This is a genomic window from Rhodococcus mengyinensis (assembly GCF_048381435.1).
Lineage (GTDB): Bacteria > Actinomycetota > Actinomycetes > Mycobacteriales > Mycobacteriaceae > Rhodococcus_F > Rhodococcus_F opacus_D.
Map to the genome: position 1 here is coordinate 16,352 of NZ_JBLWIT010000006.1, position 11,347 is coordinate 27,698.

Annotated in this window: 14 protein-coding genes; 10 read left to right on the top strand and 4 right to left on the bottom strand. The window is 66.2% G+C overall.

The features are described from left to right. Positions 1-29: 29 nt before the first annotated feature. The 10 genes from ACNJ7E_RS00270 to ACNJ7E_RS00315 all read left to right on the top strand — a co-directional run bounded on the left by ACNJ7E_RS00270 (position 30) and on the right by ACNJ7E_RS00315 (position 9,347). Positions 30-1,076, top strand: coding sequence for an amidohydrolase family protein (locus tag ACNJ7E_RS00270; RefSeq protein WP_280784341.1), 1,047 nt, complete (start codon positions 30-32; stop codon positions 1,074-1,076). Further along, positions 1,073-1,816, top strand: a complete 744-nt coding sequence (locus ACNJ7E_RS00275) for an iron-sulfur cluster assembly protein (protein WP_418338712.1) — start codon at positions 1,073-1,075, stop codon at positions 1,814-1,816. The genes ACNJ7E_RS00270 and ACNJ7E_RS00275 overlap by 4 nt, the downstream gene beginning before the upstream one ends. Beyond that, positions 1,813-2,838 (top strand): NAD(P)-dependent alcohol dehydrogenase, encoded by a 1,026-nt coding sequence (locus ACNJ7E_RS00280; RefSeq protein WP_280784343.1) that lies wholly within the window; start codon positions 1,813-1,815, stop codon positions 2,836-2,838. The genes ACNJ7E_RS00275 and ACNJ7E_RS00280 overlap by 4 nt, the downstream gene beginning before the upstream one ends. A 41-nt stretch (positions 2,839-2,879) precedes the next feature. After that, positions 2,880-4,529 (top strand): chaperonin GroEL, encoded by a 1,650-nt coding sequence (gene groL / locus ACNJ7E_RS00285; protein WP_418338713.1) that lies wholly within the window; start codon positions 2,880-2,882, stop codon positions 4,527-4,529. 98 nt (positions 4,530-4,627) lie between these two features. After that, positions 4,628-4,954, top strand: coding sequence for a putative quinol monooxygenase (locus ACNJ7E_RS00290; RefSeq protein WP_005571675.1), 327 nt, complete (start codon positions 4,628-4,630; stop codon positions 4,952-4,954). 50 nt (positions 4,955-5,004) lie between these two features. Further along, the gene (locus ACNJ7E_RS00295) at positions 5,005-6,375 is read left to right on the top strand and encodes an FAD-binding oxidoreductase (RefSeq protein WP_280784346.1); all 1,371 of its coding nucleotides are present in this window, start codon (positions 5,005-5,007) and stop codon (positions 6,373-6,375) included. Then, positions 6,372-6,692 (top strand): hypothetical protein, encoded by a 321-nt coding sequence (locus ACNJ7E_RS00300; RefSeq protein ID WP_280784347.1) that lies wholly within the window; start codon positions 6,372-6,374, stop codon positions 6,690-6,692. Before ACNJ7E_RS00295 ends, ACNJ7E_RS00300 begins: the two co-directional genes overlap by 4 nt. A gap of 102 nt (positions 6,693-6,794) precedes the next feature. Beyond that, positions 6,795-8,543, top strand: a complete 1,749-nt coding sequence (locus ACNJ7E_RS00305; RefSeq protein ID WP_418338714.1) for a sigma-54-dependent Fis family transcriptional regulator — start codon at positions 6,795-6,797, stop codon at positions 8,541-8,543. A 160-nt stretch (positions 8,544-8,703) separates the two neighbouring features. Continuing rightward, a complete protein-coding gene (locus tag ACNJ7E_RS00310) occupies positions 8,704-8,949 on the top strand; it encodes a hypothetical protein (RefSeq protein ID WP_418338715.1) in 246 nt (81 codons plus the stop codon). Next, positions 8,946-9,347: a hypothetical protein gene (locus tag ACNJ7E_RS00315; RefSeq protein ID WP_418338716.1), complete on the top strand. Its 402-nt coding sequence runs from the start codon at positions 8,946-8,948 to the stop codon at positions 9,345-9,347. Before ACNJ7E_RS00310 ends, ACNJ7E_RS00315 begins: the two co-directional genes overlap by 4 nt. Here ACNJ7E_RS00315 and ACNJ7E_RS00320 read toward each other — a convergent pair. The 4 genes from ACNJ7E_RS00320 to ACNJ7E_RS00335 form a co-directional block, all read right to left on the bottom strand. Further along, a complete protein-coding gene (locus ACNJ7E_RS00320) occupies positions 9,323-9,619 on the bottom strand; it encodes an antibiotic biosynthesis monooxygenase family protein (RefSeq protein WP_280784349.1) in 297 nt (98 codons plus the stop codon). The two genes, ACNJ7E_RS00315 and ACNJ7E_RS00320, sit on opposite strands and share 25 nt — an antisense overlap. 83 nt (positions 9,620-9,702) lie before the next feature. Further along, positions 9,703-10,317: a Rossmann-fold NAD(P)-binding domain-containing protein gene (locus ACNJ7E_RS00325; RefSeq protein WP_418338717.1), complete on the bottom strand. Its 615-nt coding sequence runs from the start codon at positions 10,315-10,317 to the stop codon at positions 9,703-9,705. A 2-nt stretch (positions 10,318-10,319) separates the two neighbouring features. After that, a complete protein-coding gene (locus ACNJ7E_RS00330; protein ID WP_418338718.1) occupies positions 10,320-10,640 on the bottom strand; it encodes an NAD(P)H-binding protein in 321 nt (106 codons plus the stop codon). Between the two features lie 179 nt (positions 10,641-10,819). Further along, a partial coding sequence (locus tag ACNJ7E_RS00335; RefSeq protein ID WP_418338719.1) for a malic enzyme-like NAD(P)-binding protein occupies positions 10,820-11,347 on the bottom strand: 528 nt, incomplete at its 5' end.

Here is an 11,347-nt window from a genome sequence, read left to right on the forward strand (position 1 = left end):
CCCGAAAACCAGGACCAAGCGAGGACCCGATGTATCAGAAGGACGGTCAGAAATATTTCATCGTGGACGGCCACGTCCACGTCTGGGACGCCCGCGAGTCGAACCAGAAGAACGTGCACGGCAAGCAGTTCATCGACTGCTTCTACGACTATCACAAGAACCTCAGCCCCGAAGAGGTCGTGTGGGACTACGACACCTACACGTACTACGGCAGCGAACGCTTCGAGCGTGACATCTTCGTGGAGGGATACGTCGACCACGCGATCTTCCAGGCCACCTTGCTCAGCGACTTCTACCACAACGGATTCGGGCGAACCGACGAAGCACTCGCCCTGGTCGCCAAGCACCCCGGCAAACTGACCTACAACCACGCCTACGATCCCCGTCACGAGGAGGCCGGGCTCGAACAACTCCGCAAGGACGCCGACCGGATGAACCTGCAGGGCGTCAAGCTCTACACCGCCGAATGGCACGGCGATTCCCGCGGCTACAAACTCGACGACCCCTGGTCCCGGCGCTACCTCGAAGAGTGCATCGAGCTGGGGATCAGGAACATTCACGTCCACAAGGGCCCGACGATCCGTCCCCTCGACCGCGACGCCTTCGACGTCTCCGACATCGACAAGGTCGCCACCGACTACCTGGACCTGCGGTTCGTCGTCGAGCACGTGGGCCTGCCGCGCCTCGAGGACTTCTGCTGGATCGCCACCCAGGAGTCGAACGTGTACGGCGGCCTGGCGGTTGCCCTTCCGTTCATCCACACCCGGCCCCGCTACTTCGCCCAGATCATCGGCGAGTTGCTCTACTGGATCGGCGAGGACAAAATCCTGTTCGGCAGCGACTATGCGCTGTGGACCCCGAAGTGGCTGATCGAGAAGTTCGTCGACTTCCAGATCCCCGAGGACATGCAGGGCGAGTACGCCCCGATCACCGTCGAGCAGAAGCAGAAGATCCTCGGCCTCAACGCGGCAGCGCTGTACGACATCGACGTTCCCGCGAACCTGCGACTGGCCGAGCCGGCCGGGCAGGAAGGTGTGGAGGTCGCTGCCGGGGCGCGGGAAACCGTGTCGTCATGACCGCCGCCGTCGTCTGCACCGAACAGGACGTCCTGATCGCCCTGTCGACGGTCACCGACCCGGAACTGGACGAGCCGATCACCGATCTCGGCTTCGTCCGGTCGGTCACCCTCGATGACGACGGGGTCACCGTCCACCTACGGCTGCCCACCGCGTTCTGCTCGCCGAACTTCGCCTACCTCATGGCCTCCGACGCCCTCGACGCCCTGCGTCTGGTCGAGGACATCGGCGAGGTGCGGGTGCTGCTCGACGACCATCACGACAGCGACAAGATCAACGCCGGTCTCGCGGCGGACGCCGGATACGTCGGGACGTTCGGCTCCGAGGCGGAGGAGAGTCTGCACGAGTTGCGCCGAACGTTCCGGTCCAAGGCGCACGCCGCGGCGATGGAGCGGTGTGTCGAGGCGCACCTGAAGACCACCGATGTGGGTGTGAACGAGATCTACCGGCTCACCCTCAGCGACCTCGCTCCCGGGAAGGCCAAGGCCGCGCTGCTGCGTCGCAGGATCGGCATCGGGTTGAGCATCTGCCCGGCCAGCCGGGTGTTCGTCGACGACGACGGCAAGCGCATCGCCTCGGAATCGGTGCCGATGCGGCTGCGCTTCGCCAAGTCGGTGCGCATTTCGATGGAAGGCAACGCGCATTTCTGCCGCGGCCTGCTCGCCACCCGTTACGCCGACAGCGAATCCGTCGGCGCCACACCGCGAATCACCAATATCAGAACCAGGAGCCCGCGATGAAGGCCGTGCAAGTGGTGGGATACCACACCAAACTGCAGCTCACCGACATTCCCGAACCCACGATCGACGGCCCGCTCGATGTCATCGTGCGCATCGGCGGCGCGGGTGTGTGCCGCACCGATCTGCACATCCTCGAAGGGCAGTGGGAGGCGAAGTCCGGTGTCGCGCTGCCGTACACGATCGGCCACGAGAACGCCGGCTGGGTCCACGCCGTGGGCGACGCCGTCACCAATGTCGCGGTCGGCGACAAGGTGATTCTGCACCCGCTCATCACGTGCGGACTGTGCCGGGCGTGCCGATTCGGAGACGACGTCCACTGCCAGAACAGCACATTCCCCGGCATCGACGTCAACGGCGGGTACGCCGAATATCTGCGCACCACCGCCCGCAGCGTGGTCCGGATCGACGACTCGCTCGAACCGGCCGACGTCGCCGCCCTCGCCGACGCGGGCCTGACGGCGTACCACGCCGTTGCCAAGGCCGCGAAGACCACTCGGCCCGGAGACGTGTGCGTCGTGATCGGAGCCGGCGGACTCGGTCACATCGGCATCCAGGTCCTGAAGGCGATCTCCGGCGTCACCGTGGTCGTGCTCGACCGCAACCCCGCGGCCGTCGAACTCGCCGTGAAGATCGGCGCCGACCACGGCATCGTCGCCGACGGCACCCACATCCAGCAGGTGCTCGACCTGACCGGCGGTCACGGCGCCGAAGCCGTCGTCGACTTCGTCGGCGAGGGCGGCGCGACCGCAGAAGGGATCGCGATGCTGCGCCGCGCAGGGAACTACTACGTCGTCGGGTACGGCGAGAACATCGACGTCCCGACGATCGATGTGATCTCCACCGAGATCAACTTCATCGGAAATCTCGTCGGCTCCTACAACGACCTCCAGGAGCTCATGACCCTTGCCGCCCAGGGCAAGGTCACCCTGCACACCACCCGGTACCGGCTCGAGGACTTCCAGCAAGCACTCGACGATCTCGATGCCGGCCGGGTGCGCGGCCGCGCGATTCTCGTCCCGTAGCACGTCGCATCCTCCGCTCGAAGCACGAAAGGACATCAGCCATGGCAAAAGAGCTGCGGTACAACACGGACGCCCGGGCGCGGCTCGAGCACGGCGTCAACGCCCTCGCCGACGCGGTCAAGGTGACCCTCGGCCCCAAGGGGCGCAACGCGGTGCTCGAAAAGCTCACCGGACCACCGACGATCACCAACGACGGCGTGACCATCGCCCGCGAGATCCAGCTCCGCGAACCCTTCGCCAACATGGGTGCCCAGCTGGTCAAGGAAGTGGCGATGAAAACCAATGGTGTGGTCGGCGACGGCACCACCACGGCAACCGTGCTCGCCCAGGCGATGGTCCGCGAGGGGCTGCGGTCCGTCGAGGCCGGCGCCAACCCCATGCGGGTGCGCCGCGGCATCGAACGGGCCGTGTCCGTGGTCGTCGACTCCCTGCACGAACAGGCATCCCAGATCGGGGGGCAAAGCGATCTGCACCGGATCGCGACCCTCGCCGCCAGCGACGACGAGGTGATCGGGCACGCCATCTCGACGGCCGTCGACTACGTCGGCAAGTCCGGGGTCGTCACCACCGAGGAGAGCGACACCCTCGGGCTGTCGGTCGACATCGTCGACGGCATCGAGTTCGATCACGGCTACATCTCCGGCTACATGGTCACCGACCCGGAGCGGATGGAAGCGGTGCATACCAATCCGCTGATCCTGCTGACCAACAAGAAGATCACCCAGGTTCAAGACATCATGCCGAGCATCGAGGTGGCCAAGCGCGCCGACCGGCCCCTGGTGGTGCTGGCCGAGGAGGTCGACGGGCCGGCCCTGCAACTTCTCGTCGGCGGCAACATGCACAAGACGATGCAGTCGGTGGTCGTCCGGGCCCCCGGTTTCGGGCACCGACGGGTCGCCGAGCTCGAAGACCTCGCGGTGGCGCTGGGTGGGCACGTGATCGCCAAGGACACCGGCATCGAACTGTCCGAAATCAGTGTCGAGCATCTCGGTTCGTGTGATCGCATCACCGTGACCGAGAACGAGACCACGATCGTCGGCGGGCACGGGGACCAGCGCCTGCTCGACGCCCGCATCGCCCAGCTCGAATCCCAGCACGAGCGCGCCAAGATCGAGGCGGACCAGGAGAGCCTCGAACTGCGCATCGCCCGGCTCACCGGTCGGGTGGCCGTCATCCGCGTCGGCGGCGCGACCAGCGTCGAGCTCAAGGAGCGGATGTTGCGCGTCGAGGACGCCCTGGCCGCCACTCGCGCCGCGGTGGAGGCGGGGATCGTCTCCGGTGGTGGTACCGCGCTGGCGCAGTCGCATCGGGCGTTGGCCGATCTCGACCTGACCGGCGACGAGGCCATCGGGTGTGACGTCGTGCGCCGCGCTCTCGCCGAACCGCTGCGCTGGATCGCGATCAACGCCGGGTTCGACGGCGACGAGGTCGTCGAGGTGGTCGCCGGTTTACCGCTCGGGCACGGGTTCAACGCGCTCACCGGTGAATACGGGGACATGTTCGACGACGGGGTGATCGATCCGTTCAAGGTCACCCGCGCCGCACTCGAGAGCGCGGCCTCGATCGCGGCACTTCTGATCACCACGGAGACCGCTGTCGTGGAAGAGGTGCTGGGCAATCCCGGTGCCATCATGGCGCCCGGTTTCGGCGATCTCGCCGAAGGCATGGTCCGCCCGTCGAACATCTACTAGAGCAATCCAGTGGGTCACCGCCTCGACGGTCCTGCGAGGGGGTGACCCACTCCCCCGTTCCGGCGGTGAGGAATTCGTCCGAAAGAAAGTGAGTCATCGTGATTTTCATCGTGGTGAAGTTCAAAGTCCTCGACAAGTACCGGAACGACTGGTTACTCGTCACCAAGGAGTTCACCGACGCGACCCGATCCGAGCCGGGCAATCTCTGGTTCGAATGGCATCGCAGCGCAGACGATCCCGCCGAGTTCGTGCTGATCGAGGCGTTCCGGGACGGGCAGGCCGGGTCCGACCATGTCGCTGCCGACCACTTCCGGAAGGGATTGGACGCGATGCGCCCGGCACTGAGCGAGACACCGCGCATCCTCCACACCGACCTACCCGGCACCGACTGGTCCCGCATGGGCGAACTGGAGATCAACCGGTAACCAGGTGCGGCGCACAACCTGACGGAATACAACACTGTGGAAGGACAAGCATGACCGTGGTGACGACCGGTCCCGTCGCGGGTCTGCTCGCGGCACTGGGCGATGCCGTGGTGACCGACAGCGACACCATGATCGCCTACACCCGCGACCAGTCGATGCTCTCCCCCTCTGGGCATCCGATCGCGGTGGTCCGCGCCCGGACCACCGACCACGTCGTGACAACCCTGAAAACCGCCCACCGGTACGGCATTCCGGTCGTCACGAGAGGGGCGGGCACCGGACTCGCCGGCGGGGCCAACGCGATCGACGGCTGCATCGTGCTCAGCACCGAGAAACTCGACCGCATCCTCACCATCGACGAACAGTCCCGCACCGTCACGGTCGAGCCGGGAGTGATCAACGGTGACCTCGCTGCCGCGGCCGCGGAGCGCGGACTCTGGTACGTCCCAGACCCCGGCAGTCGCGCCGTCTCCACGATCGGGGGAAACCTCGCGACCAATGCCGGCGGAGCATGCTGCGCGAAATACGGGGTCACCGGCGACCACGTCGCCCGAATCAAGGCGGTGCTCGCCGACGGCCGGATCATCCACACCGGCGCCGCCACCCGCAAGAATGTCGCCGGATTGAACCTGACCCAACTGCTGGTCGGGTCCGAGGGCACCCTGGCCGTCATCGTCGAGGCGACCATGCGGCTGCGTCGACCACCGGCACGCACGGCCACCGTCGTCGCCGCCTTCGCCGAGCCCGTCCAGGCGGTCGACGCGGTGATGGCGATTCAGGCGGTGGCCGACCCGAGCCTGGTGGAACTCATGGACCGCACCACCATCTCGGCCGTCAACGACATGACCCGCATGGGTCTCGACCAGACGGCCGGCGCGCTGCTGCTGATCCAGTGCGACGGCGACGCAGCCCCGGCGGAAGCGCAGCGCAGCGCGGACGCGTGCCGTGCCGCCGCGGCCACCGAGCTGTACATGAGCACCGACCCCGCCGAAGGTGACGCCCTCATGCAGGCCCGCAGTGTGGCGCTGACCGCCCTCGAGCGCCGCGGCAGCACTCTGCTCGACGACCTGGCCGTGCCGGTGCCCCGGCTACCGCACATGCTCGACGCCATTACCCGCATCGCCGACCACTACCGCCTCCTCATCGGCACCTTCGGGCACGCCGCCGACGGCAACCTCCACCCCACGATCGTGTTCGACGCCGCAGATCCGGACGCCACCGAACGGGCCCACCAGGCCTTCGACGAGATGGTGGCGCGATGCTTGGCGCTGGGCGGATCCATCACGGGCGAGCACGGCGTCGGCGACCTCAAACGCCGCTACCTCGAACCCATGATCGGGTCGGTGGAGAGGTCCCTGATGGCGGAAGTCAAGGCAGCGTTCGACCCCACCGGAATTCTCAATCCGGGACGTGCGATATGACACCCACGAAACCACACGTCCGATCGAAGCGGGACGACGACCTCGTCCTGGAATTCGGCAACCGGTGGGCAGTGTTCGGCGGCGGCAGCGCCGAAGACATCTTCGTCACGTTCGGGTGGACCGAGGCGCAGTACTTCGAGCGCCTGAAGGTCCTGGCCGGACGCCGTTTCCCGCCCCTCGACGACACCCTCCGGCACCGTCTTCTCGCCGTGTGCGCCGAGCGGCTACAGCGAACCGCTCATCCCCCTTCCTCTGCGTCGAACGGCCACGTCGATGACAGTGCATCCCGGCCGACGGTGCGGCCGTCCCCGACCTGATCCCGGCTCTCCGCCACCCCGTCTCATATTGAGACCCGTCTCACATCGAGACGACGTACCCTCAACTACGTGAGAGGTGGAGAATCGGGGCGTAAATACAGCATGACCAGCAAGGATCTACAAAAGGCGCGAGAGCTGTTCCTCGCCGACGACGGCCTCGACAGCTCCGTTCGCCAGCCCATCTCGTACTCGTGGCAGCGATCGAAGTCGCTCAAGGTGCGCCCCGACCAACTCGACCTCCCGTTCGTACGAGAGCCGAATCTGGACTGCCCTCTCGTCGCGGCAGCCGAACCCGTCCTGAGGCAACTCGCGGACGGACTGGTCGACGAACCGGTGAGCGTCATCCTGACCTCGGCTGACGGAGTGATCTTGACCAGGATCACCTCCAGCCAACGACTCAATCGCACACTCGACGACGTCCAACTGATACCCGGTTACAGCTACTCGGAAGAATTCGCCGGCACCAACGGCATCGGCACCACTCTCGAAACCCGTCAGCCCACCCTGGTGACGGGCGCCGAGCACTACGCCGACTGCCTCGGGCAACTGGCGTGCGCCGGTGTCCCGATCACCCATCCGATGTCCGGCGCCCTCGTCGGCGCGCTCGATCTCACCGGCTGGGTAGAGGACGGTGGCCCGCTGTTGGCCACCCTCGCCAAATCCGCCACGGCTCAGATCGAAGGGCGACTCCTGGCACAGGCCAGTGCGGACCAGACCGCGTTACTCAACGCCTATTTGAAGGTCTGTCGACGGTCACCCCAAACGGGGGTGTTGGCGCTCGGCGACGACGTCGTTCTCGTCAACCGAAAACTACGCGTGGCACTGGATGCCCAGGATCAGGGTGCGTTGCTCGAACACGCCGTGGACCTGAGCGGCGCTCCGGCCACCCAACGACACATCGTCGCCCTGCCCAGCGGCCAGACGGCCCGGCTGTCCTCGGTCGAGGACTTCGGGCTGGGGGCCCGACGGCAGATGGCCTTGTTCTACGTACATCTGCTGGAGATCCCCACATCGGGATCCCCTGCTCTGGAGAGCATCCGCGTCTTGCCCGGAATCACCGGCACCAGCGCGTCCTGGCGCCGCAGTTGCCAGCAGATCGCTCGCTGCGCGCGCGAACACCAGTGGGTCACCGTCTCCGGCGAAGCCGGAAGCGGCCGCGCATCGGCTCTCAAAGCTGTTGCCATCGAACACATTCCCATCCGCACACGGATCTTCACGGTGGCCGAACTCGCGGGCGACAGCGCCGGCCTGCCGGCACTCGAACAGGAACTCGGACAAGATCGATTCAGCGTCATCCTGCGCGACATCGACCTCCTCGGCGAGTCGCAGCTGCGAACTGTCGCCGACCTCGTTCAAGGACGCGAACACGCCGGATGGATCGGCGCGACCATCGGCGGAACCGATCACAACACCGACCTCGACACGCTGATCCTTCCCCACTTCAGCCATACCGTCACCATGCCCGCGCTGCGTCATCGCATCGACGATCTTCACAGCTTGGTACCACATTTGCTGCGACAGCTCGGGCGCGGCGCGGACTTGTCTCTCTCGCCTGCGGCGATGCGCCAACTCTGCAAGTACAGCTGGCCCGGCAACGTCACCGAGCTCCGGCAGGTTCTGCACGACGTGGTCCAGCGTCAGCGCTCCGGTGTCGTCGAGGTCGAGCAGCTACCCCCGATGTGCCGAGCCCTGAGCCGACACACACTCACACAGATCGAAGCCCTCGAACGCGACGCCATCGTGCGCAGCCTCGAGGAGAACCACGGCAACAAGAAGGCCGCCGCAACAGCTCTCGGCATCTCACGGGCCACCATCTACCGCAAGATCAAGGAATTCGGCATCGACATCTGACGTCGCCCGCACCACTTGGTGTCAGGAAATGAGACACGCATCACACCCTAGCCGGCGGATCATGAGGTCAGACAGAGAATCCCACGCGGATCAGCAACTCGTTGAGGGCCAGCCTCTTTCGAGTGCAGGAACGCGATCGGGACCGACGTGAGGACGGCCCATGATTACGAACCCGCTCGGCGCGGATACCCACTCGGTATCCGCCGGCAGCCCCACCTCCCGGGTGTGGTTGGTCGCCGCGCTGGCGCACACGTGCGAACCCACCGACCGTCCCGCGGTTCGTGACGATCTGATGCGGACCTGGGTTCCGGAGCCGGGCAGCGGTTACCGCACCCACGACGGCCGTCGCCGGGCCACCTGGGCGCAATTGCACTCCCGGTTCGATCTCGTCGAGGTGACCCCATGACTACTTCCTACGCGATCCGTCCCGCACCGGCCCGCCACCGCTCGTCTGGGGTGAGAAGGTCCTGCGCGACCATGCTCCGTGATCAACTGGCCAGGGAAGACGCCGCCGAGGATGCGCGAACCTTGTCCCCCGATGATCGGACGACGTGCCCGCTGCACCGACGGTGGATTCACCAATGCGTCGCGTCGCCGACACACGTCAACGCCGTCACACGACACCGGTGGTGCCGCCAGTGCGCCGTGCCGCTCACCGTCACCGTCGACGAAATCGCGCGGACCGTCACGATGGTGTGCCCGTCCTGCGGTGACGGCGGAAGCCCCGCCACCACCAGACTGGTGTCCGCGTGTTGCGCCAGCCTCGGCGAGGCGTCGAATCACACTTCGCGGACAGGCGCGTAGTGCTCCACGAGCGGGAAGGGATCGTAGAAGTGGTGCAGCAGGTCCTTCCACTGCTGGTACCGGCTCGATTGCCGAAAGCCTTCGGTGTGGTCTTCGAGTTCTTCCCACTCGACCAGCAGGAGATAGACATTCGGTCGCTCGAGGCCGCGTGACAATCGCAGCCGCAGGAATCCGGGCATCGACGAGATGATCGACTCGGCCTGCGCGAACGCCGATTCGAATTCCTCGACCCTTTCGGGCGCCACGGACAGCAGTGCGTGTTCCAGGATCATCGGCACAGTATGCGACGTCGCAAGGTCGTGGGTGCGAGCCACGTGATCGCCGCTCGAACGGGTGGCGCAAGTAGGGGCGATGCTCAGCCCTCACTACCCGGCGGCAGGCTCGAGAACAGCTCGCGGTGTGCGGCGATGTAATGCTCTACCGACTGCGCGGGCTGCCCGGTCACGTCCTCGACGTCGGTGGTCAGCCGGTTGTAACGATCGTCGCGGTGCAGTGTGGCAACGGTGAGGAGGTGTTGCACGGTGTGCGACGAGATGCCGGGAACGGCGCTCAACAACTCCACGAAGTCGTTGTGGGGCAAATCGGATCCCGCTACCGATTGTCCCAAGCCTCGGGTGTACTGATCGGCGAGGCCGTCGATGTCCAGGACGGCGGGGCCGGTCAGCTCGAAGACCTGCCCGATACGTCCTGCTGGATCCTGAAGTATGGCGGCGACGACGCGGGCGACGTCGGTGGCGGCGACGGGCGAGGTCCTGCCGGTACCGAACGGCAAGGCCAAGACGCCGCGTTCGGCGACGGAACGGCTCGCCACGACGGTGAACAGCGGATTGTCCAGGAAGACCGTGGGTCTGACGTGGACGACGGGCAGACCGGACCAGTTCATGATGCGCTCGGCGAGCCAGTGCAGCCGTTGGTGCCGGGACTCGTCGGTGCTGGTCGACGTCATCTGCGACACCGTCATCTGCGACATGTTCACCAACACCTCGAGATCGCCCCGCTCGTCGGCGATCGCAACACAACAGCGGCGGCTTCCAGATAGTCCGCGGAGACGCTCATGTTGAAGAACATCCGGGTCACGCCCGTCAGCGCCGCATCGACGTCGCCGGGGCGGGTCAGATCGCCGACGACGATGTCTGCTCCCAGCTCCCGTAGTGCGTCGGCGCGGCCGTCATCGCGATGAACCATCGCCCGCACGGGCTCGCCCCTGCGGAGCAGCAACTCGGCGACCATCCGGCTGATACTGCTGTAACCACCGCCCACACCGGTCACCAGGAACGGCGCCCGGTCACTCATGACCGAATCTCGCTGTTCGCGTCGCGTGCAGCCGCCGCGACTGCCCTGACACTGGAATGCGCGCTGGAGCCATCGTGGACCTCCTGGTCTTACGCTCTACTGCGACGTTACGACAGGAGGGCCGCCGCCCGTGCGTGGTTGACGAGTGCAGAGACTCGTCAACCACGCACGGATTCTCGCTAGTCGGTGACGCCTTCTGCGCGAGCAGCGGCGGCGACTGCCTCCGCGACAGCGGGGGCGACGCGAGGATCGAGCGGGCTGGGAACGATCTTGTCCACAGCCAGCTCGTCACCGACGACCGAGAGGATTGCCTCGGCGGCGGCGAGCTTCATACCTTCGGTGATCCGGCGGGCACCGGCATCGAGCGCACCCCGGAACACCCCGGGAAAGGCCAGCACATTGTTGATCTGGTTCGGGAAGTCACTGCGCCCGGTGGCCACGATCGCCGCATGCTTACGGGCGATGTCCGGGTGGATCTCCGGGTCCGGGTTCGACAACGCGAACACGATCGAACCCTCCGCCATGGTGGCGATCAGCTCCTCCGGCACCGTGCCCGCGGACACCCCGAGGAACACATCCGCCCCGTCGAGGGCTTCGGCGGTGCCGCCGCGGCGGCCGGCCGGGTTGGTGCGCGCGGCCAGATCCACCTTGACCTCGTTCAGGTCCTGCCGATCCTTGGACACGATGCCCTTCGAGTCGAGCACCGT

Coding starts and splice junctions, on each gene's coding strand:
- ACNJ7E_RS00330 (WP_418338718.1), bottom strand. CDS start 10,640: ATGAGTGACCGGGCGCCGTTCCTGGTGACCGGTGTGGGCGGTGGTTAC.
- ACNJ7E_RS00300 (WP_280784347.1), top strand. CDS start 6,372: ATGACACCCACGAAACCACACGTCCGATCGAAGCGGGACGACGACCTC.
- ACNJ7E_RS00315 (WP_418338716.1), top strand. CDS start 8,946: ATGACTACTTCCTACGCGATCCGTCCCGCACCGGCCCGCCACCGCTCG.
- ACNJ7E_RS00305 (WP_418338714.1), top strand. CDS start 6,795: ATGACCAGCAAGGATCTACAAAAGGCGCGAGAGCTGTTCCTCGCCGAC.
- ACNJ7E_RS00320 (WP_280784349.1), bottom strand. CDS start 9,619: ATGATCCTGGAACACGCACTGCTGTCCGTGGCGCCCGAAAGGGTCGAG.
- ACNJ7E_RS00325 (WP_418338717.1), bottom strand. CDS start 10,317: ATGTCGCAGATGACGGTGTCGCAGATGACGTCGACCAGCACCGACGAG.
- groL (WP_418338713.1), top strand. CDS start 2,880: ATGGCAAAAGAGCTGCGGTACAACACGGACGCCCGGGCGCGGCTCGAG.
- ACNJ7E_RS00275 (WP_418338712.1), top strand. CDS start 1,073: ATGACCGCCGCCGTCGTCTGCACCGAACAGGACGTCCTGATCGCCCTG.
- ACNJ7E_RS00270 (WP_280784341.1), top strand. CDS start 30: ATGTATCAGAAGGACGGTCAGAAATATTTCATCGTGGACGGCCACGTC.
- ACNJ7E_RS00280 (WP_280784343.1), top strand. CDS start 1,813: ATGAAGGCCGTGCAAGTGGTGGGATACCACACCAAACTGCAGCTCACC.
- ACNJ7E_RS00295 (WP_280784346.1), top strand. CDS start 5,005: ATGACCGTGGTGACGACCGGTCCCGTCGCGGGTCTGCTCGCGGCACTG.
- ACNJ7E_RS00310 (WP_418338715.1), top strand. CDS start 8,704: ATGATTACGAACCCGCTCGGCGCGGATACCCACTCGGTATCCGCCGGC.